The organism is Woeseia sp. D3-10 (genome assembly GCF_055809415.1).
In genome coordinates, this window is the sequence record NZ_JBVVTW010000007.1 from 3,499,396 (window position 1) to 3,518,499 (window position 19,104).

Below are 19,104 nucleotides of genomic sequence, written 5' to 3' on the forward strand. Positions count from 1 at the left end.
AGGTTGGAACTATCAGGACAGAGTGGACTAAATGAGTATTAAATCGGATCGCTGGATACGGCAGATGGCAGAAGAGCACGGCATGATAGAGCCGTTCGCGCCGACCCAGGTTCGTGAGTCGGATAAGGGCCGGATTGTCTCCTATGGAACTTCCAGCTACGGCTACGACGTTCGCTGCTCCAATGAATTTAAGGTATTCACGAACATCGAGTCCGTGATTGTGGACCCCAAGCATTTCGATGAATCCAGCTTCGTCGATAAGACCAGTGACGTGTGCGTCATCCCTCCTAACTCATTCGCGCTGGCGCGAACGGTGGAATATTTCAGGATTCCGCGCAACGTCCTCACGATCTGTCTCGGTAAATCCACCTACGCGCGCTGCGGCATTATCGTTAATGTCACGCCGCTGGAACCGGAGTGGGAGGGACACGTCACGCTGGAGTTTTCCAATACCACGCCGCTGCCAGCCAAGATTTACGCGAACGAAGGTGTGGCACAGATGCTGTTTCTCGAGTCCGATGAGGTCTGCGAAACGTCCTACAAAGACAGGGGTGGCAAGTACCAGGGGCAGCGGGGCGTGACCTTACCCAAAGCCTGATTGCTGCTACAGCGAGTCCGGGTGCAAGAGGGGCTTGCGCAGAACTTCGTTGTCGAGCAGGCACTGGCCATCGCGGTAGGTGATCCGGCCGTTGGCGAACAGGTTTGCTGCGCGAGGGTATATCTGGTGTTCGACCCGCAACACCCGCGCCGCGAGCGTTTCGGGGCTATCGCCGGGTTCAATTGCTACCCGACCTTGCAGAATCGGCGGCCCACCATCCAGTTCTTCCGTCACAAAGTGCACCGTGCAGCCGTGCTCACTGTCACCGGCAGCAAGCGCGCGGGCATGGGTGTGCAGGCCTGGGTACAGCGGCAACAATGACGGGTGTATGTTCAGGATGCGCCCGGCGTAACGGCCGACGAACGGCGCGCTGAGGATCCGCATGAAGCCCGCCAGAATGATCAGGTCGGGTGTTAACCGGTCGAGTTCGGCTGCCAGTGTCCGGTCGTAAGCTGCACGGTCGCTAAAGCCTTTCGACGGCAGGCAGCGGGTGTCGATACCGGCGTCCTGCGCTCGCGCCAGCCCGCCAGCCTGCGGCCGGTTGCTGATAACCATCGAGACCTCAAAGTCCAGCTCGCCCTGTTTGGCCGCGTCGATAAATGCCTGCAGATTGGTGCCGCCGCCGGAAATTAGGACGACGGCCTTTTTGCCCGGCATGGCACTCAAACGTAGCGTACCTCGCCCGCGCCCGATGCAACCTCACCAAGCTCCCAGGCCTTCAGGCCGTCGTTCTGCAGCGTTTCGACCGTTTTCGCGGCCTCGTCTCTACTGACCACGACGACCATGCCGACGCCGCAGTTAAAGGTTCGCCGCATCTCGCCGGTGTCGATATTGCCGCCGGCCGCCAGCCAGTCAAACACCGGCCCTTGCTGCCAGCTGTTGACCTTGATCTCGGCGTGCACGTTCTCAGGCAGGATTCGAGGTACGTTCTCTGTGAGGCCGCCGCCGGTGATGTGCGCCAGGCCTTTGAGCGTCACGGCTTTGCCGAGCGCGAGCAAAGGTTTGACGTAAATAATGGTTGGCGCCATCAGCAAGCGCTTGGCGTCCTCCCCGTCGATGTCGTGGTTGTCGGTAACCTCGAGCACTTTCCGGATCAGCGAGTAGCCGTTGGAATGCGGGCCGCTGGAGGCGATACCAACCAGCGCATCGCCGGCGCTGATTGTGCTGCCGTCAATCAGCTCAGCGCGTTCTACGGCGCCGACACAAAAGCCGGCAAGATCGTATTCGCCCGGTTGGTACATGTCCGGCATCTCGGCCGTCTCGCCGCCGATCAGCGCTGCGCCGGCTTGATGGCAACCCTCCGCGATGCCCGCGACGACGGCCGCCGCAACCTCGATATCGAGTTTTCCGCAGGCAAAATAATCGAGAAAAAACAAAGGCTCAGCGCCGGTAACTAAAACATCATTCACGCACATTGCGACGAGATCAATGCCGATTGTGTCGTGGCTGCCGAGTTGTTGCGCCAGCATCAGCTTGGTGCCGACACCGTCAGTACCGGATACGAGAACAGGCTCCCGGTAGCGGTCCGGTGGCAGCGCGAACAAGCCGCCAAAGCCACCGAGCCCGGCCAGCACTTCGGGTCGCCGGGTGCGCGCCACGAGGGGCTTGATACGTTCAACGAGAGAATTTCCAGCATCGATATCAACGCCGGCGTCGCGGTAGGTCAGAGGTTTGCGGGTCATGTAGGCTCGCGGGTGCGGGCTGTAGTCACACTGGGTGCGCTAAGCGGTGGTAATTCTTGCAAGGGCGATATAATAGTGCCTAATTATCCAAACCACCATTAGCCAGACCCCGTCTCCGGGAAATCACCATGTTGAATAACTTTATGAATACGCCCGCGATGCGACACGGCAAGTGCGGCATCAGTGCTTTGCTGCTTACGCTGCTGCTGTTGGTCGCGGGTCCTGTATCAGCCGTCGAAGTGGAGGACTTGTACAGTGCCGAAGTGCCGGTCGACCCCAATGACCCTGATTCGCGCGAAACCGCTTACCAGCGCGCGTTGCAGCAGGTTCTGATCCGGGTAACCGGCTCTGAGGATGCGGCGTTTTCGCCGGAATTGAATGCGTTGTTTCCGAACCCGGCACGTTACGTACTGCAATACCGGCCGGGCGAGGACAACTCCCTGTGGGTCATGCTGGACGGTACGGCAATAGAAGATGTGTTGCGGCGTTCCTCGATGCCGGTATGGGGCAATGACCGGCCTTTGACCGTCTTGTGGGTCGCGGTGGACTGGGGCCTGGGCGAGCGCGAATTGTTGCAGGCGGCGCCGGCCCGTGCTGTTCGTACGTTGCCCGGTGTGGTTGATCGTGCCCAGGCGTTGCGCGACCGGATTCAGCGTGTCGCGCGAGCACGCGGTGTGCCCGTTGTGTTTCCAACACTGGCGCCGGATGACGAGAGCATCAGTTTCAGCGATGTTTGGGGCGGCTTCAATGAACGCTTGATGGAGGCATCCCGGGCGTACGGTTCCAGCTCTATTCTGGTGGGACGTTTGCGCGCCGATGCGGTTGACCGCAATCGCTGGAATTACACCGTCGGTGCCCAGCAACGGCAATGGACCGGCGAGGCCGAGGATGCAATCCACTTGCTGGCCGACTCGCTGGCCGGAGAGTTCGCTTTTGCGGGTAGTGCCGGGATCGAGACCGTATCGCTCAGTATTGCCAACGTGGATTCCGCCAGTGCGTTCGCAGTCGTGCAAGGTCTGGTGGACGGTCTTGATATGGTGGCGGCTTATACCGTTGCGGAAGTCAGTGGTGACCAGATTCGTTACTCGGTTGATATCAATGGCGGAGCCCGGCGTCTGGCAGCTGTGCTCGACTTGCGCGCGGAACTGGCGCGGGCAACGCTAACAACGACGGGTTCAGGTATTGCGACCTCACGATCGACTGCTGCGCTGACCTACGACTACCGGCCATCTGTGGGTTTGACGCAATAACAAAGACTTACGACGCATACCTTGGGTGGCTTCGACAGGTTGGATCCGGGTTCTCAGTAACGGCAGTGCGGGTTCAATCAGCGCCGTTTTAAAATCTAGAAAAAGATTGTTGAAACATGAGCTTCCGATGGATACCTAACGCAATTTCGATGATGCGTATCGCGCTGGTGATACCGATCCTGTGGCTGCTCGCGGAAGAGCATTATCTGCCGGCGTTGTTGTTATTCTTGCTTGCGGGATTCTCAGACGGGATGGACGGTTTTCTGGCCAAGCGCTATGGCTGGCACAGCCGGCTCGGCGCTTTGCTCGACCCCATCGCCGACAAGCTGCTGGTCGCTGGCGTGTTTGTCATGCTGGTGTTTGCCGGACTGATTCCGCTCTGGCTGGCCGTTATCGTCATACTGCGGGATGTGGTGATTGTGGGCGGTGCAACGGCCTACAATTTTCTGGTGCGGCCCGTGCAAGGCGAACCGACCCGCATCAGCAAACTCAATACGGCACTGGAGTTGTTGCTGGTGCTGTTCGTCCTTTGTCGTGCAGCGCTGGGCTGGCCGCCGGAGGTCAGCATTACCGTGCTCGGTGCATGCGTGCTGGTGACCGTGGTCGTCAGTGGCATTGACTACGTTTGGTCGTGGTCTCAGCGCGCACGCGGACACACATAACAGGATATTTATGAAAGCAGACAATCGATTGAACTGGCTGATCGCCATCGCGCTGACAGGGTGGTTACTGTGGCTGCTGGCACCGGTCCTCACGCCGTTCGTAGCGGCTGCCTTGCTCGCTTATATCGGTGACCCGTTGGCAGACCGTCTGCAAACCCTGCGCTTGCCGCGAACTATGGCCGTCGTCGCCGTGTTCGTGCTGACGCTGATTTGCCTGGCGCTGTTGCTGCTATTGGTAGTGCCACTGATCCAGACTCAGGTGGGCGCGCTACTGGACGCCTTGCCCGGCATCATTGCGCAGGCCGAACAGGTATGGCTGCCGAAAATATCAGGCTTCATCGGTGTCGAGCCGGGCGACGATGTCGGTATCGCTGCATTCCTGGATCGCTACCGGGACATGGCCGGCTCCTGGGGTGCCAAAATTCTGTTGTCCCTGTCTCGCTCCGGCGGTGCGCTGGCCGCGGCGGTAATCAGTTTGTTCTTGATCCCGATTCTGACGTTCTACCTGCTGCGCGATTGGGACACGATGATGGCGCGCTTCGGTTCGCTTGTGCCCGCCCGCAACCGGGAAACGGTGTATCAACTGGCCCGCGAAACCGACGATGTCCTCGGCGCATTTCTGCGAGGCCAGATTCTGGTGATGATTTCATTGGCCATCATCTACGCGGTGGGGCTCAGTCTGGTCGGCCTCAAATTCGCCATCGCCATTGGCGTGGTTGCCGGCCTGGTCAGTTTCGTGCCTTACCTCGGCTTTGTGATTGGCATAGCACTGGCCGCGCTGACGGTGGTTATGGAGCCGGACCCGCTGTTGCGGCTGGTGGGGGTCATCGCGACCTTTTCCATCGCGCAAATGATAGAAGGCTCTTTCCTGACGCCGAAACTCGTCGGTGACCGAATTGGCTTGCACCCGGTCATCGTCATCTTCGCAGTGGCAGCCGGCGGTCAATTGTTTGGTTTCTTCGGCATCCTGCTCGCGCTGCCGGCAGCCGCGGTATTGTCGGTGTTGGTCAAGTTCATGTACGGCCGTTACCTCGCCGATCATCCGGACGCGCGGATCATTGCTGATCTCGGGGATTCAGCCTCTTGAGTCAGCTTGCACTGCCACTGCGGACCGCTGACTACGCGGTCTTCGACAGTTTCTGGAACGCAGGAAACGAAATCGCCGTTGCTTATCTGCAGGAATTGGTCGGCGCTGCCGAAACGCCGGGCTGCTGGTTGAGCGGCCCCGCTACCAGCGGCAAGACACATTTATTGCAAGCGGTGTGTGAACGCATGGGCGATCGCTCAGTGTACTTGCCCCTGCAGGACGTTGCCGAGGCAGGGCCCGGCATGCTGGAGGGTATGGCGTCGCGACCGGTGGTTTGCATTGACGACATCACGGAGGTGGCCGGTCAGCCTGCCTGGGAACATGCGCTGTTCGATTTCTGGCATCAGTTGAGCGATGCACGCGGAACCCTGGTGCTGGCAAGTCGTGCGACGGTTCGCGAGAGCGGCTTCGAACTTGCTGACTTGCAAAGCCGCTTCTCCCAGCTTGCCGTATTCCAGCTCAGCACACTCGATGAAGACGAGCTCGCGAGAGCCTTGCAAATGCGCGCCCGACACCGTGGTCTGGAATTGCCGGATCAAACCGCGCGCTACATGTTGAGCCGCAGCCGACGTGACATGGCCAGTCTGTACAAATTGCTGGATCACCTCGACGCCGAGGCCTTGCGCACTCAACGTCGCCTTACGGTGCCTTTCGTCAAGACGGTGATGCCGGGTTAATTCCTGGCTAGTCTGCAGCCAGCTTTGCGGCAATGCTGGCGATGCGGCTACCCAGGGCAGCGGCCAGTTGTTTTTCATCAACGCTCAGGCTGTCAGCTTTGCGATTCCAGCTGACGTGCGAGGCGCCATAGGGCGTGCCACCGCTTTCCGTCGTGCCAAGGCCAGCCTCGGTAAACGGAATGCCGGTGATCAGCATGCCGTGGTGCATGAGTGGCAAGGCCATGCTGAGCAGGGTGGTTTCCTGACCGCCGTGCAGCGTTGAGGTCGAGGTAAACAGCCCGGCCGGTTTGCCGACCAGATCGCCGTTCAGCCACAAGCCCGAAGTGCCGTCGAGAAAGTACTTCAGTGCGGCGGCCATATTGCCGAAGCGGGTCGGGCTGCCAAGGAGCAGCCCTGAACATTCCCGCAGGTCATCAAGGGTGGCGTCACGGCGGTCCTTCCGCTGGCACGCTGTCTTCGCTGGCCTCGGTCGTTGCCGAAACGGCAGGGACGGTGCGCAAGCGGGCATTGCAGCCCTCGACGGAATCTATGCCCCGGCATACTTCGCGCGCAAGTGCGGCAGTGGCCCCGTTACGCGAGTAATAGACAACGAGTATGTCGTTCATTTCGGCAGCAGTGTCAGGACGTTCTCGGGCGGTCGGCCGATTACGGCCCGGCCACTGTGTTCGTCGATAACAATCGGTCGTTCCAGCGCACGCGGATGCTGTTCCAGCCATTCAGCCAGGGCCTGATCGTTGTTGATATCGAGACTGGCAGCAGCGTCCTTGTACTCCTGTTCGCCGGTGCGCAGGACTGCTTTGACCGGTAATGACAAGGCTTTGGCGAGACCGAGGATCGTCGCGGCGCTCAGTGCGTCGTCGAGGTAAGGCACGATGACGGGTGTTACTCCGCGTCCTTCTATCAATTCGAGTGTGTTCCGCGATTTGGAGCAGCGCGGGTTGTGGTAGATCGTCAGGGTCATGGGCTTACTCGTTACGGGTGGGCCAATTTGCGCTGGGCCACTTTAGCAGTGACGCCCGGCGACGTCAGCCGCTTGACTGTTACAAGCGCCGCCTGCTAGCTTTTCGCGGTGCATTCAAAGACATCAAGCAATTCGACCCGTGTCATGGCTGGCCTTTTGGGGCGCGGCTGGTGGCTGGTATTGGCGTTTTTCGTTTCGGCCTGTGAAACAGGCCCGCCCGTGCAGGAAATGAGCGATGCCCGTCAGGCCATCGCCGTCGCTCGTGAAGCGGGTGCCGAAGACCGTGCTGCCATCGAACTGCGCGAAGCCGAAACCTATTTGGCCAGTGCGCAACGAAAGTTGAGCCGGCGGGCTTATGCACAGGCGAAGCGGGACGCCTTGCAAGCCAAGAACAGTGCTATTCATGCGCTCAGTATCGCGGATCGCGCACCGGACCAGCCGCGGCGTCCGGATTCAAACTGATACCACCGTGTCAGCCACAAAAGGCAGTTCTTTATCAGCGCAGGACGATCATGCCTGCCAGCTGTTTCGCGTAACTGGCCGCGTACAGGGCGTGTTCTTTCGCGCCAGCACTCAGACGACCGCCCGCGATCTTGGCCTCGGCGGTTACGCAAAGAATCTGTCGGATGGTTCGGTAGAAGTTCTGGCGTGCGGTAGTTGCGACGCTTTGGCGCAACTGGATGGTTGGTTGCATGAGGGGCCGCCCATGGCAGCGGTTACCGGCGTCGCGTCCGAGTCCCGGCCCTTTGAAGAGATTGACGCGTTCACGATTGCTTGATCGGCGCGAGAGGCCAGCGATTCAGCTTCGAAACCACTTCAGTCGCAGGCGGTCGATGACCTTGTTCGGGTACTTGCGTTTGCCCAGACTGCCGTTGTAGCGGCCAAGGGCGCGCACCAGGTCACCGTTTTCCATGTCGAGGTAGTAGCGCAGTATCGTGCAGCCGAACCGCAGGTTGGTGTCGATGTGGATGAGGTTGTCGTTGGGCCGGCCGATTTCATTCAGCCAAAACGGCATGATCTGCATCAGACCCTGAGCGCCTGCCACCGATATCGCGTAGCGGTCAAAGTTACTCTCTATGTCGATGACGGCCAGCACCAGTTCCGGCGGCAAATCCGCTCGGGTGGCTTCGAAATGCACACGCTTCAGTATCTGAATTCGCTCTTCCGGGTCCTTCACCTGCGGTGCCAGACGCCGCGACATGTCCGTCAGCCAGACTATGGCGTCGAAGCGGTCAGGGAAACTGTCGGCAGCACCGGCAGCCTCGCGAAGCAGATCGCGCAGCACCGGATCGGGCTGGGCATCGTCCGCTGCAGCGCCGAGGACCGGTATCGCCAACAGTACTGTTAGTAGCAATCGTGCAAACATTACGGGTACTGAGTCATGGCAGAACCCACGAGCCTAATCAGCCCTTCAGCAGAATGTCGAGAGCCGCTTCACGTTTCAGGAGCCGCGCTTCGCTATCACGGCGATGCCGGTACTCGAGTTCGCCATTGGCAAGTCCACGGTCACTGACGACCAGGCGGTGTGGAATTCCAATCAGTTCCGCATCCGCGAACTTCACACCCGGGCGCGCATCGCGATCATCGAACAGCACTGCTTTGCCTGAGGCGGTCAATTCGTTGTACAGCGCTTCGGCGGCAACCCTTACATCGTCGGAGCGGTGCATGTTAATGGGGACCAGCACGACGTCGAACGGCGCCAACGGGTCAGGCCAGATGATGCCGTTCTCATCGTGGTTCTGTTCGATGGCCGCACCGACAATCCGCGTGACGCCAATACCATAGCAACCCATGGCCATCGGCACTTCGTTGCCATCCTGATCCTGTACGGTTGCGCGCATGGCTTCGCTGTATTTTGTTCCGAGCTGAAAAATATGGCCGACTTCGATGCCGCGCGCAATGCTGATTGTGCCTTTGCCACCCGGCACCGGATCGCCTTCGACTACATTTCGCAGATCGTGTGTTTCCGGGAGCGGCAGGTCGCGGCCAAAATTCACGCCAGTAAGGTGCGTGTTGCTTTCGTTGGCACCGCAAACAAAGTCGCTCATGGCGACCACAGCGTGATCGAAATAGACGGGAATAGTCAGGCCAATCGGGCCGGCGAAACCAGGCTCGGAACCAGTGACCGCACGGACTGCCTCTGCCTCGGCCATTTCAACCGGCGTGGAGACTCCGGCCAGCTTGCTGGCTTTGATCGTGTTTAATTCGTGATCACCTCGCAGCACCAGCGCCACCGGACCGTCCTCACCCTGGACAATCAGCGTTTTGATCGTCTGCTGCGGTTCAACTTTCAGTCGTTTGCAAATCTCTTCGATGGTGCGCGCGCCCGGGGTGCTGACGGACTGCAGCTCTTTGCTGGCTGCCGGCGCTGCAGCGACGGGGCGCAGCGTCGCCGCCGTTTCAATATTCGATGCGTAATTATCGGTTTCGCTCCAGGCGATGGCATCTTCGCCCGAATCGGCAAGCACGTGAAATTCCTGCGAGCGACTGCCGCCAATTTCACCGCTGTCTGCATCGACCACGCGAAACCGGAGGCCGAGCCGTTCAAAGATAGCGGTGTAGGCGACGTGCATGCGCCGGTAACTCTCGACCAGTCCGTCATGGTCGATATCGAAGGAGTACGCGTCCTTCATGATGAATTCGCGTGCCCGCATGACACCGAAGCGCGGCCGGATTTCGTCCCGGAATTTGGTCTGGATCTGATAAAAATTGACGGGCAGTTGCCGGTAGCTCTTTAACTCACGGCGAGCGACGTCAGTGATCACTTCTTCGTGCGTCGGTCCGAAACAAAACGAGCGATCGTGTCGATCCTGCATGCGCAACAAGAGGGAGCCGTACTGGTCCCAGCGTCCGGATTCCTGCCACAACTCTGCCGGCTGCACTGCGGGCATCAGCACCTCAAGTGCACCGGCGCGATCCATTTCTTCGCGAACGATGGCTTCGACTTTGCGCAAAACGCGCAAGCCCAGCGGCATCCAGGTGAACAGGCCGGAGGACAAGCGGCGAATGAGACCGGCCCGCAGCATCAGCTGGTGGCTGACAATTTCGGCTTCTGCCGGCACTTCTTTGAGCGTGGTTAGCCCTAATTCAGAAAAACGCATAGGTATCAGTGTCTGGGTAGCAAATAGCGGCGGTATTCTACACGAGAGCCCGGCCAATCTGCGGCTGCCGCACGAATAAGCACCGGAATCTGCCATGCCCTTGTGCGGAAATGCACCATCTTGCACACTCGCGGGCCACTGCAGGACAAATTTTTAGCGAAGTGAGGTTTGGACCCGCCGACGCACGCCGTGACGAGGCCCGCGCTGCTCCAGGTCACTGTGCCGCACTCGCAAAGGAACTGTTGAGACTTGAAAGGACGCCGTAATCCATTCGTTGCTCGCGAGGGCCTGCCTTACTTGCTGGCGAGTCTGGCCTTGCTCATCCTGGCTTTCAATCTTGGCGGCTGGCAGTACGTACTGCCGATCGCCCTGATCAGCGTCTGGCTGTACTGCATTTTTCGCGATCCACGACGTCCCATCCCGCCGGCACCGCTCGGTGTGGTTAGCCCGGTCGATGGCACGGTGGTGGAAACAGGCACGGTGGATTGCGGAGCAGAACACGGCGACGTTCAACAGATACTTATTCGAGTCGACAGCTTCGGGCCGTACACCGCCCGTTGCCCGGCCGAGGGCACGGTGATGGACCTGAGCTGCAACCTGCCTGATGGTCAGCCAGCGGTGAGCAGCAGTGGCTTGTGGATGCGCACCGACGAGGGCGCGGACGTATTGCTGCAGTTTCACGGTCATCGCTTCGGTCTCGCACCGCGCGCTTTTGCACGCTATGGCGAGCGTATAGGCCAGGGCCAGCGTTGCGCCTATCTGCGCCTGACGCGCTTTGCTGAAGTACGGGTTCCGCGCGACAGTCGGGTGTTGGTTGAATCGGGCCAGCGGGTCCGGGCCGGTGCCGACCTCATAGCCCGGCTCGCGCCATAGCCGCAATGCACTATTGAGCAAGTCCCGGAGACTCGTGGCAGAATTGCCTTGATGAGCAGCGCTATTACAGAATCGGACCGACTGGCCTATCTCGATGCACTCGGGATTACTCCGTGGCGATCGCGCGCTGGCGAGTATGATCAGGACCCGGAAGAGTCGGCTGAATCGGCGGCTGAAACCTCTGTCGATGATGTTCCGCTCACCGACTGGGCCGCGCTGCAACAAGCGGTAGCGGCGTGTACGCGCTGCGATCTGCACAAGGGCAGAACGCAAACGGTCTTTGGAGTTGGCCGTTCGAACGCAGATTTGTTGGTCGTCGGCGAAGCGCCGGGCGCGGAAGAAGACCGACGTGGTGAGCCCTTCGTCGGCAAGGCGGGGCAATTGCTGGATGAAATGCTGCGCGCCATCGGCCTTGAGCGGAAGGTTGTCTACATTGCGAACATTCTGAAGTGCCGGCCGCCCGGCAATCGCGATCCGCAGGACAGCGAGGCTGCAAGTTGCCGCCGTTATCTCGACGCCCAGATTAATCTGCTGCAACCAAAAGTCATACTTGCCGTCGGCCGCATTGCCGCGCAGCAACTACTGGGTAACAGCTTGCCGCTGGGACGTATGCGTGGTCAGCGGCTGGAGCTGGCGTCAGCAAACATACCTGTCATCGTGACTTACCATCCGGCGTATCTGTTACGCACACCCTCGGACAAACGCAAAGCCTGGCAGGACCTGTGTGCGACGCGAGCCCCTGTTACGGGACCTCACGGCGTGATTTCCCGAGCCGAGGAAATGCCGGTCACTCTGCGATCGATGGCGCACGATGACTTGCCACTCGTGTCTGACATAGAACGCCGCAGCTACGAGTTCCCGTGGAGCCACGGCGTGTTTCGCGATTGTCTGCTCGCAGGTTATGGCTGTGTGGTTCTGGAACATGGTGACAGGCTGGCCGGCTACTCGATCCTGTCCATCGCGGCAGGCGAGGCTCACGTGCTGAACTTGTGCGTCGACCCCATGTTCCGTTCGCTCGGTTACGGCGGCGGTCGCTCTGCTGGATGAGGTGTTGTCCCGTGCCCGCTACGCCGAGGTCAAGGAAGTTTTTCTGGAGGTTCGGCCTTCGAACACGAACGCGATCGCTTTGTACCGCAAGAGGGGCTTTCATCGTATCGCCCGGCGAGCCGCGTACTACCAGTCGCGGGACGGCCGTGAAGATGCCGAGGTCCTGTCGATGCGCTTTGGCACTCGCTAGGTCAGGTCCGCCACCGGTTGGTCTCGCGGTCAGCCTCTGGTCGTTGCCGGGCACCTGAGCTACACTTCGCAGCCTTTTGCGGCGCCTCCTTTCTATGTCGTCCTTTTCCAACGAAGCAGACAAACGTCGCACGTTTGCCGTTATCTCGCACCCTGACGCGGGCAAGACCACGCTGACCGAGAAGCTGTTGCTGTTCGGCGGCGCTATTCAGCTTGCCGGTACCGTCAAAGGTCGCAAGGCGAGCCGGCACGCTACCTCGGACTGGATGGCGCTGGAACAGCAGCGCGGTATCTCGATTACCTCGTCGGTGATGCAGTTCCCATACAAGGAACGTAATCGTCAATCTGCTGGATACACCTGGCCACGAAGACTTCTCGGAAGATACTTACCGGACATTGACCGCAGTCGACTCCGCGCTAATGGTGATCGACTGCGCGAAAGGTGTGGAGCAACGAACAGTCAAATTGATGGAAGTCTGCCGCTTGCGGGACACGCCGATCATGACCTTCATTAACAAGCTTGATCGTGAAGGTCGCGAACCGGTGGACTTGCTGGACGAGATCGAATCAGTACTCGGCATCGAATGTTCTCCGGTTACCTGGCCCATCGGCATGGGACGCTCGCTTAAAGGCGTCTACCATCTGTTGCAGGACCGGATATACCTGTACACGCAGGCAGGTCGGCAGAAAGCCTCGCAAATCGAGGTTATCGATGGCCTTGATTCGGCGGAAGCGTCGGCGGTGCTGGGCGATGAGGCGGATGCTTTTCGCGAAGAGATTGAGCTCGTTCGCGGAGCGTGCCCCGAACTTAATATTGACGACTACCTTGCGGCGAAACAGTCGCCCGTATTTTTTGGCTCGGCGATCTCCAACTTCGGTGTCCGTGAATTGCTAGACGAGTTCGTTGAGCATGCGCCGCCACCGCGTAATCGAGAGAGCGAGCAGCGTGTAGTGGATATCCACGAAGACAAGCTCACCGGTTTTGTCTTCAAGATTCAGGCGAACATGGACCCCGGGCACCGCGATCGAATTGCCTTCATGCGAATTTGTTCCGGTGAGTTTCAGAAAGGCATGAAGGTGCTGCACGTGCGCAGCGGCAAGGAAATGAAAATTCCTGAGGCAATCACCTTCATGGCAGCCGACCGTCAGCACACAGAACACGCGTACGCCGGCGACATTATCGGCATCCACAATCACGGCACGATCAACATCGGCGACAGTTTTTCGCAGGGTGAAGACATCAAGTTTGCGGGCATCCCCAGTTTTGCTCCGGAGATTTTCCGTCGAGCCGTATTGAAGGACCCGCTGCGCCTGAAAGCATTGCAAAAAGGTCTGGCGCAGTTGTGCGAAGAGGGCGCGACTCAGCTCTTCAAGCCCATGCGCAACAACGACCTGATTCTCGGTGCTGTAGGGCCGCTGCAGTTTGACGTCGTTGCTCATCGTCTTGCCGATGAATACAAGGTGACCTGCTTGTTTGAGACTATCAGCGTTGCCACGGCGCGTTGGGTGGAATGCGACGATGAAAAAATGCTGGCCGAATTTCAGCGCAAAGCGCACGATAACCTGGCACTGGATCACGGCAACAGCCTGGTTTACATCGCGCCGACTCGGGTGAACCTCAGCCTGACGGTAGAGCGCTGGCCGGATATCCGCTTCCGCGCGACCCGGGAATACTGAACGAGGCGGAATTCCGCAGAAAAAGTACCCGCGGCCGACACGCAAGTCTGTACACTTTTCGCTTCCACTTTCCTGTGCGGGAGATCAGGCAACTGTCCGGCAAACTGCTGAACCGACACTCTGTCTGCCGTGGGCACTGTACGACTGCGGTAGTTCGGCGTTCGCTTTAAGCGTCCTCGCCGTGTTGTTCCCGCTGGCGCTGGGCAGTCACTGGAGCGCGGGCGATGACGGCGCTGTGGTTACCGGTCGCCTGTCCAGTGCGAATGCCGTGGCCAGTCTGGCCGTATTCCTGCTTGCACCCGTGCTGGGCGCAGTTGCCGAACAGTGGCGGATTTCGCAAGCGTTTTCTGTTGCTGTTCGTCGTACTGGGCGCAATTGCAACGGCAGCACTTGGTCTGGTTGGCGCAGGCGAATGGCCAGTCGCCTTGTTGTTGTTCGTGATTGCGTCGATCGGCTACTACAGCGCCAACGTGTTCTACGATTCCTTGCTGGTTGATGTTACCGGGCCGCGTAACTACAGCGCGGTTTCCGCGCTCGGTTTTTCACTGGGCTACTTCGGCAGTGCATTGCTGCTGACGTTGCACGTTGCAATGCTCAGGGCACCAGCGAGTTTCGGTTTCGCGGACACGACTGCCGTAATGGGCTTCGTTTTTGTGTCAGCGGGCATCTGGTGGTTGCTGTTCGTCTTGCCGCTGATGTTTGTGGTCAAAGAGCACCGCAACGTTCGTGAGACCAGCAGTAGTGTTATCCGCGATGCTTATCGTGCGCTCGCCCTGACCTTTCAGGATTTGCGCCGTTACCGACAGGCAACCCGGTTTCTTGCGGCGTACTTTCTCTACATCGGTGGTGCGTACCACTGTCATCGTCATGGCCCTCAACTTCGGCCAGCGACTCGGGTTCAGTCAGGCAGATTTAGTCAGCGCCTTGCTGATCACCAATTTTGCCGGCTTTCCGGCAACGCTGGCTTACGGTTATATCGGCCATGGCATCGGACCGAGACGGGCCTTGTACATCGGGCTCAGTGTGTACATTGTTGTCGCTTGCTGGGCCGTGTTCCTGGAAAACGTCCGGCAGTTTTACGTGATGGCCATTGCGATAGGCATGGTGCAGGGTGGTGTGCAGGGCATGAGTCGATCGTTGTACGCGGGGTTGATACCGGTGGAAAAATCCGGTGAGTTCTTTGGCTTCTACAATACCTTGACGAAGCTGGCGCACGTCCTCGGGCCGTTATTGGTTGGCCTCGGAGTGTTGCTCTCCGATGATCCGAAATTTCTGCTGATTCCGTTGCTGCCGCTGTTTATCGGCGGTGCGCTTATGCTGTTGCGCGTATCTGAACCCGAGGCACTGGCGGCTGAGGAGAGCGCCTAGCCGCCGTTGCGGTATTTCTTGACGGCCGTCGCCAGTTGCGGCAACGCGGAGTCAGCGTCACTGCTGTAACGTGATCGCAAGTACAGCGCTGTGACGGTATCCACCGCCTGCGGGTCGGCTTGGTCGCTGCCTTTCAAGCGCTCTGCGTATTCGAGAGGCGTTTCACCACGCGCCGGTTGTACGCCCACTTTGCGAACGAAGCGCGCGTAAAGCTGCGCCGCAGCGTCAGTGGCAGGTGGTCGATAGCGCCAGACCAGCAACAGGCTGATCAATGCGATGAGCAACATGACGATGCCGATCAGGGTCAGGATCGTCTTCTGCCAGTCAGGGCTATCCATGCCGAGGCCGAGAATGCATGAAACTTCAACTGCTTGTCGGGACCGTAGCCCAGCACCCAGTCGTTCCATTGCGCATTGAGTACGTCCCACGTCAGGGTTAGCCGATGCAGCCACACGGCCGGTGCGTTCAGGCCCCAGCTCGCGCCTGTGCCGTCGATCATCGCACCGGACATGCCGGACTCGATACGCTCCGGCGCAACGGCAGCGGTAGGATCAACCCGCACCCAGCCACGTTGCGGCAGCCATACTTCGGTCCAGGCGTGGGCGTCGGACTGGCGCACGATCAGGTGATTGCCAAGCGGGTTCCTGATTTCACCCCCCTGATAGCCCAGCACAACCCGCGAGGGAATGCCCGCGGCGCGCATCATTACCGCGAACGCTGACGCGTAGTGCTCGCAGAAACCACGGCGGGATTCAAACAGGAATTCATCGACCGAATCACGGCCGAGCGCAGGCGGTTGCAACGTGTAGAAATATTCCTGCTCGTGAAAGCGCCGCAGCACCGTGTCGATAAATGCCTGATCGGTGCCGGCTTGTGCGCGCCAGTCGCAGAGCCAGCTGCGCCGTGCGCGGATTGCTGTTTTCGGGCAGGCACATGTACCAGCTTCTGGGCAGCCGACCCGCAGTATGATCAATTCGGTAGCGCGGGTAGGAAACGGCGGTGTAAGCGATGCGCTGATCAATAGGTTGTGGTCGGGCTAATTGCTGTTGCGGCCCCATGAAGGTTCGCTCCAGAGACACCTCGTAAGGAATATCCAGTGCAAATACCCATTGCTGGCCCGTTGGCTCCATCGTGACTGAATAGGAGACCGGTTCACCAAGGTACTCGATTCGTTTACGTGCGCCCCAGTCCGGCGTGGCCTCCAGGCCGGCCCAGCTACGTCCATTGAAACGGTGCAGAACCAGCCCGCGCCAGTAGCGGTCGCGGGGAGCCGGCACGGCATCCGCAAACTGCACACGAAACGCGAGCGCGTCCGACAGTGACAAGGAACTGATGTCGCCGGGGCTCATGGTGTCGGACAAACCGGTCGTGCCCGCGCTGGTGTCGATGGGAACCGCCCAGAAGGGTGTGGCAATACGCGGGAAAAATACCCACATCGCCAGCATCAACGGCGCGCTGTACAGCATGAGTCGCGCACTGGTACGCAAGCTATCACTGAGACGGCGGTGTTCGCGCGTCGCCATCTGTAACCACGCCGTCATTGTTATCAGTAAGGCGATGAACAAATACAACAGCGACCACAAATGCTGTTCGCGGAGCAACGCGGCCATGACCAGGAATATGCTGATGAACAACAGCACGAACTGGTCGCGTCGCTGGCGAGTCTCCATCAACTTCAATCCGGCCATGATGGCCAGCAAGGCAGAACCGGGACCGACGCCACTTACGGCTTCGTACGAGGCGAGCACACCGATGAAGCAGGCTAGCGATAAGGCGATGCGCATCCACGCTGGTGGCAAGCGCCAGCGCCGCAACTCGACCAGCCAGCGTCCGCCGGCACAAACGATGAAGGCGACCGTAATCCAGATCGGCAGAAACGGAATATGCGGCAGCAGTGAGAAGGTGAGCGCGAGCAGCGTCCAGGGCAGGCTGGCAAGCAATGAACCGTCAGTACCCATGCGCCGGCTCATGACGAATGCCCGTTGTTGAACAAAGCCAGAGCGCGCAAACAAGCCTGACGTTGCGCGTCGCCGTGTGCTGGCGGGAATACATGACCTGGCAAGCGCAAACCGTAGTCTCGTTGCATCAGTTCCGCATCCACCACCCAGCGGGTCAGGATAGACAGTCGCAGTTCGGTATCCGAACTGTCCAGCGTGTCGAAGTCGAACCATTGGCTGCTTGTGTCAGCACCGGCAAATTGTTTGGACAACAATTCACCGCTGCGCGCGTACGCTTTCCAGGCAACGTGGCGTGGCGAATCGCCGTCGCTGTAGCGACGCAATCCGGCGAAGTCTTCCTCGCCGCGTGCGTCGTGTTGCCGATGGCCGGTGGCCGTCAGCGCTGCCGGAGGCGGAGGAACGTCGCTTGCTTGTGCAGGCCAGACCAGCGCTTCAAGGTCCATGTGCAACCAGCTCCAGGCGCGAAACATCTCGAAAGGAAAATTACTGCGGATTCCAAACCGCGGCACGGCCATGCGACCGCGTGTGCGGGTCGGGTATTCAAGGCGGAATACCCGGCTTTCTCCGGCAGGAATATCACGCACCTCGCTGACGATACGCCCATCGTAAATTTGCACGTTGTAACGCCGGCTCTTTGAGCGGTTGTGTACGGCAATGCGAAATTCCAGAGGTCGTGTGGCATGCACCGGCTCAACGCCGGCGAAACTGATATTCAGGCCGACCAGGTTGCGCTGGCACTGGTGCATCGCGACGAAACCAAGCGCCACCAGCATGAAGGTCAGCACAAATGACAGATTGTTGTTGTAGTTCATCGAGCCGAGCAGCATCGCGAACGCGGTCAATGCAAAGATCAGGCCGATAGCGGTCGGCAGAATGTAGATGCGACGCGATGACAGTGTGGTGGTGTGGGGATCGAGCCCCTGCCGTTTGCGTGCCCAGTGCAGCACGCGTGCCGACAAGCGCTCGCGAAGGTGACGCGGGCTCAGCGCCTCAGGGAATGGCCACGGAATCGAGGACATGACGACTCAGTTCACCCGCGTGCGCATAATTGGAGCCGCTGGCAAGTTTGAGACGGTGTCCGGCTACCGGCACGAACACTGCCTGAACATCGTCGGGAAATACGCCGGCATGGTTTTGAATCAAAGCGTGTGCTTTCGATGCAGCTGCCAGCGCCAGCGCGCCACGTGGCGATAAGCCAGTTTCGATATCGGGTGATTCGCGGGTAAACCGCACCAGCGCCTGTATGTAATCGACGAGTGCGTCGCTCATGTGCATCTTGCTGGCTTCGATTTGTAGTGCGAGCAACGTGTCGGGTGACATTGCTGCTTCGATGTTGGGAAGCATGCTGCGGCGGTCAGCGCCTGTCAGTAACTCTCGTTCGTGTTCCTCGCTGGGGTAGCCCAGTGCGAGACGCATGATGAACCGGTCAAGCTGTGACTCGGGCAACGGGAACGTGCCTATTTGACTGGACGGATTCTGCGTGGCGACGACAAAGAACGGCTGCGGCAATGCCAGCGTTTTTCCATCCACCGAGATCTGCTGTTCTTCCATCGCTTCCAGCAACGCGCTTTGCGCTTTCGGCGTTGCCCGGTTGACCTCGTCGGCCAGGACCAGCTGCGAAAACACCGGGCCTTTCTGGAATTCGAATTCGCCTTTGTTCTGGCGGTAGATTGATACGCCGATGATGTCGGCAGGGAGCAGGTCGCTGGTGAACTGTATGCGCTGGTAACTGAGGCCCAGTACCTGTGCGAGTGCTTGTGCCAGCATGGTCTTGCCTAGGCCGGGTAAATCTTCGATCAGCAAATGGCCGCGAGCCAGCAGGGCGGACAGCGCCAATGCGATTTCGTCGTCCTTGCCGAGAATAATCGTGGCAAGGCTGGCGCGGGCGCGGGCGATAGCGTCACGCCGGGCATCCGCTCCGAGTGGCAGTTTTTCGAGCGTATTGTCGCGCTGCATGCTCACCAGACCCTGTCA

21 protein-coding genes and 3 pseudogenes are annotated in these 19,104 nt (G+C 59.5%); 13 read left to right on the forward strand and 11 right to left on the reverse strand.

All coding sequences use genetic code 11. The features are described from left to right. Positions 1-31: 31 nt before the first annotated feature. Positions 32-598 (forward strand): dCTP deaminase, encoded by a 567-nt coding sequence (dcd, locus tag AC0L8N_RS15915; protein ID WP_473668941.1) that lies wholly within the window; start codon positions 32-34, stop codon positions 596-598. Between the two features lie 6 nt (positions 599-604). Here the strand turns inward: dcd and purN are convergent, their stop codons facing one another. Continuing rightward, entirely contained in the window at positions 605-1,255 is a 651-nt protein-coding gene (gene purN, locus AC0L8N_RS15920; RefSeq protein WP_473668943.1) for a phosphoribosylglycinamide formyltransferase, read from the reverse strand. A gap of 5 nt (positions 1,256-1,260) precedes the next feature. Next, entirely contained in the window at positions 1,261-2,280 is a 1,020-nt protein-coding gene (purM, locus tag AC0L8N_RS15925; protein WP_473668945.1) for a phosphoribosylformylglycinamidine cyclo-ligase, read from the reverse strand. 128 nt (positions 2,281-2,408) lie between these two features. Here purM and AC0L8N_RS15930 point away from each other — a divergent pair, with 128 nt between their 5' ends. The 4 genes from AC0L8N_RS15930 to hda all read left to right on the forward strand — a co-directional run bounded on the left by AC0L8N_RS15930 (position 2,409) and on the right by hda (position 5,956). Beyond that, positions 2,409-3,530, forward strand: coding sequence for a DUF2066 domain-containing protein (locus AC0L8N_RS15930; protein ID WP_473668947.1), 1,122 nt, complete (start codon positions 2,409-2,411; stop codon positions 3,528-3,530). A gap of 116 nt (positions 3,531-3,646) precedes the next feature. Then, a complete protein-coding gene (locus AC0L8N_RS15935; protein ID WP_473668949.1) occupies positions 3,647-4,192 on the forward strand; it encodes a CDP-alcohol phosphatidyltransferase family protein in 546 nt (181 codons plus the stop codon). Positions 4,193-4,202: 10 nt separating this feature from the next. After that, positions 4,203-5,279, forward strand: a complete 1,077-nt coding sequence (locus AC0L8N_RS15940; RefSeq protein ID WP_473668951.1) for an AI-2E family transporter — start codon at positions 4,203-4,205, stop codon at positions 5,277-5,279. Further along, positions 5,276-5,956: a DnaA regulatory inactivator Hda gene (gene hda, locus AC0L8N_RS15945; RefSeq protein ID WP_473668953.1), complete on the forward strand. Its 681-nt coding sequence runs from the start codon at positions 5,276-5,278 to the stop codon at positions 5,954-5,956. Before AC0L8N_RS15940 ends, hda begins: the two co-directional genes overlap by 4 nt. A gap of 7 nt (positions 5,957-5,963) precedes the next feature. Here hda and wrbA read toward each other — a convergent pair. Continuing rightward, a pseudogene (wrbA, locus tag AC0L8N_RS15950) lies at positions 5,964-6,561 on the reverse strand (NAD(P)H:quinone oxidoreductase). Beyond that, the gene (arsC, locus tag AC0L8N_RS15955; protein ID WP_473668955.1) at positions 6,558-6,917 is read right to left on the reverse strand and encodes an arsenate reductase (glutaredoxin); all 360 of its coding nucleotides are present in this window, start codon (positions 6,915-6,917) and stop codon (positions 6,558-6,560) included. The pseudogene wrbA and the gene arsC overlap by 4 nt, the downstream one beginning before the upstream one ends. 144 nt (positions 6,918-7,061) lie before the next feature. On the opposite strand from arsC, the gene AC0L8N_RS15960 reads away from it, so the two are divergent. Next, positions 7,062-7,379: a DUF4398 domain-containing protein gene (locus AC0L8N_RS15960; RefSeq protein WP_473668957.1), complete on the forward strand. Its 318-nt coding sequence runs from the start codon at positions 7,062-7,064 to the stop codon at positions 7,377-7,379. A 7-nt stretch (positions 7,380-7,386) separates the two neighbouring features. Then, complete coding sequence (locus tag AC0L8N_RS15965) at positions 7,387-7,695, forward strand: acylphosphatase (protein ID WP_473668959.1); 309 nt, start codon at positions 7,387-7,389, stop codon at positions 7,693-7,695. 21 nt (positions 7,696-7,716) lie between these two features. Here the strand turns inward: AC0L8N_RS15965 and AC0L8N_RS15970 are convergent, their stop codons facing one another. Beyond that, the gene (locus tag AC0L8N_RS15970) at positions 7,717-8,283 is read right to left on the reverse strand and encodes a lytic transglycosylase domain-containing protein (RefSeq protein WP_473668961.1); all 567 of its coding nucleotides are present in this window, start codon (positions 8,281-8,283) and stop codon (positions 7,717-7,719) included. Between the two features lie 37 nt (positions 8,284-8,320). Then, positions 8,321-10,018, reverse strand: coding sequence for a proline--tRNA ligase (locus AC0L8N_RS15975; protein WP_473668963.1), 1,698 nt, complete (start codon positions 10,016-10,018; stop codon positions 8,321-8,323). Between the two features lie 249 nt (positions 10,019-10,267). On the opposite strand from AC0L8N_RS15975, the gene AC0L8N_RS15980 reads away from it, so the two are divergent. The 6 genes and pseudogenes from AC0L8N_RS15980 (at position 10,268) to AC0L8N_RS16005 (ending at position 15,172) form a co-directional block, all read left to right on the forward strand. Then, complete coding sequence (locus AC0L8N_RS15980) at positions 10,268-10,891, forward strand: phosphatidylserine decarboxylase (RefSeq protein ID WP_473668965.1); 624 nt, start codon at positions 10,268-10,270, stop codon at positions 10,889-10,891. 51 nt (positions 10,892-10,942) lie between these two features. Beyond that, the gene (locus AC0L8N_RS15985) at positions 10,943-11,938 is read left to right on the forward strand and encodes a GNAT family N-acetyltransferase (RefSeq protein WP_473668967.1); all 996 of its coding nucleotides are present in this window, start codon (positions 10,943-10,945) and stop codon (positions 11,936-11,938) included. Between the two features lie 4 nt (positions 11,939-11,942). Beyond that, on the forward strand, positions 11,943-12,128 hold the full coding sequence (locus tag AC0L8N_RS15990; RefSeq protein ID WP_473668969.1) for a GNAT family protein: 186 nt from the start codon (positions 11,943-11,945) through the stop codon (positions 12,126-12,128). Positions 12,129-12,222: 94 nt separating this feature from the next. Next, a pseudogene (locus tag AC0L8N_RS15995) lies at positions 12,223-13,804 on the forward strand (peptide chain release factor 3). Positions 13,805-14,067: 263 nt separating this feature from the next. After that, a pseudogene (locus tag AC0L8N_RS16000) lies at positions 14,068-14,586 on the forward strand (MFS transporter); the annotation flags it as partial. An 85-nt stretch (positions 14,587-14,671) separates the two neighbouring features. Beyond that, positions 14,672-15,172, forward strand: coding sequence for an MFS transporter (locus AC0L8N_RS16005; protein ID WP_473668971.1), 501 nt, complete (start codon positions 14,672-14,674; stop codon positions 15,170-15,172). Here AC0L8N_RS16005 and AC0L8N_RS16010 read toward each other — a convergent pair. From AC0L8N_RS16010 to AC0L8N_RS16030, 5 genes are read right to left on the reverse strand one after another with little or no spacing between them, the layout of a single operon-like run. Continuing rightward, on the reverse strand, positions 15,169-15,510 hold the full coding sequence (locus AC0L8N_RS16010) for a DUF4129 domain-containing protein (RefSeq protein WP_473668973.1): 342 nt from the start codon (positions 15,508-15,510) through the stop codon (positions 15,169-15,171). The genes AC0L8N_RS16005 and AC0L8N_RS16010 overlap by 4 nt on opposite strands. After that, on the reverse strand, positions 15,477-16,013 hold the full coding sequence (locus AC0L8N_RS16015; RefSeq protein WP_473668975.1) for a transglutaminase-like domain-containing protein: 537 nt from the start codon (positions 16,011-16,013) through the stop codon (positions 15,477-15,479). Before AC0L8N_RS16015 ends, AC0L8N_RS16010 begins: the two co-directional genes overlap by 34 nt. After that, positions 15,949-17,142, reverse strand: coding sequence for a TgpA N-terminal domain-containing protein (locus AC0L8N_RS16020; RefSeq protein ID WP_473668977.1), 1,194 nt, complete (start codon positions 17,140-17,142; stop codon positions 15,949-15,951). Before AC0L8N_RS16020 ends, AC0L8N_RS16015 begins: the two co-directional genes overlap by 65 nt. Beyond that, a complete protein-coding gene (locus AC0L8N_RS16025) occupies positions 17,139-18,149 on the reverse strand; it encodes a DUF58 domain-containing protein (RefSeq protein WP_473668979.1) in 1,011 nt (336 codons plus the stop codon). Before AC0L8N_RS16025 ends, AC0L8N_RS16020 begins: the two co-directional genes overlap by 4 nt. Beyond that, positions 18,121-19,086 (reverse strand): AAA family ATPase, encoded by a 966-nt coding sequence (locus tag AC0L8N_RS16030; RefSeq protein ID WP_473670197.1) that lies wholly within the window; start codon positions 19,084-19,086, stop codon positions 18,121-18,123. Before AC0L8N_RS16030 ends, AC0L8N_RS16025 begins: the two co-directional genes overlap by 29 nt. Positions 19,087-19,104 lie beyond the last annotated feature (18 nt).

What these genes read in the sequence shown, in the direction of transcription:
- arsC (WP_473668955.1), bottom strand. Translation starts at nt 6,917, where the DNA reads ATGACCCTGACGATCTACCACAACCCGCGCTGCTCCAAATCGCGGAAC.
- AC0L8N_RS16030 (WP_473670197.1), bottom strand. Translation starts at nt 19,086, where the DNA reads ATGCAGCGCGACAATACGCTCGAAAAACTGCCACTCGGAGCGGATGCC.
- purN (WP_473668943.1), bottom strand. Translation starts at nt 1,255, where the DNA reads ATGCCGGGCAAAAAGGCCGTCGTCCTAATTTCCGGCGGCGGCACCAAT.
- AC0L8N_RS16025 (WP_473668979.1), bottom strand. Translation starts at nt 18,149, where the DNA reads ATGTCCTCGATTCCGTGGCCATTCCCTGAGGCGCTGAGCCCGCGTCAC.
- AC0L8N_RS15960 (WP_473668957.1), top strand. Translation starts at nt 7,062, where the DNA reads ATGGCTGGCCTTTTGGGGCGCGGCTGGTGGCTGGTATTGGCGTTTTTC.
- dcd (WP_473668941.1), top strand. Translation starts at nt 32, where the DNA reads ATGAGTATTAAATCGGATCGCTGGATACGGCAGATGGCAGAAGAGCAC.
- AC0L8N_RS15985 (WP_473668967.1), top strand. Translation starts at nt 10,943, where the DNA reads ATGAGCAGCGCTATTACAGAATCGGACCGACTGGCCTATCTCGATGCA.
- AC0L8N_RS15940 (WP_473668951.1), top strand. Translation starts at nt 4,203, where the DNA reads ATGAAAGCAGACAATCGATTGAACTGGCTGATCGCCATCGCGCTGACA.
- AC0L8N_RS16005 (WP_473668971.1), top strand. Translation starts at nt 14,672, where the DNA reads ATGGCCCTCAACTTCGGCCAGCGACTCGGGTTCAGTCAGGCAGATTTA.
- AC0L8N_RS16010 (WP_473668973.1), bottom strand. Translation starts at nt 15,510, where the DNA reads ATGGATAGCCCTGACTGGCAGAAGACGATCCTGACCCTGATCGGCATC.
- AC0L8N_RS15935 (WP_473668949.1), top strand. Translation starts at nt 3,647, where the DNA reads ATGAGCTTCCGATGGATACCTAACGCAATTTCGATGATGCGTATCGCG.
- purM (WP_473668945.1), bottom strand. Translation starts at nt 2,280, where the DNA reads ATGACCCGCAAACCTCTGACCTACCGCGACGCCGGCGTTGATATCGAT.
- AC0L8N_RS15970 (WP_473668961.1), bottom strand. Translation starts at nt 8,283, where the DNA reads ATGTTTGCACGATTGCTACTAACAGTACTGTTGGCGATACCGGTCCTC.
- AC0L8N_RS16020 (WP_473668977.1), bottom strand. Translation starts at nt 17,142, where the DNA reads ATGAGCCGGCGCATGGGTACTGACGGTTCATTGCTTGCCAGCCTGCCC.
- AC0L8N_RS15930 (WP_473668947.1), top strand. Translation starts at nt 2,409, where the DNA reads ATGTTGAATAACTTTATGAATACGCCCGCGATGCGACACGGCAAGTGC.
- AC0L8N_RS15975 (WP_473668963.1), bottom strand. Translation starts at nt 10,018, where the DNA reads ATGCGTTTTTCTGAATTAGGGCTAACCACGCTCAAAGAAGTGCCGGCA.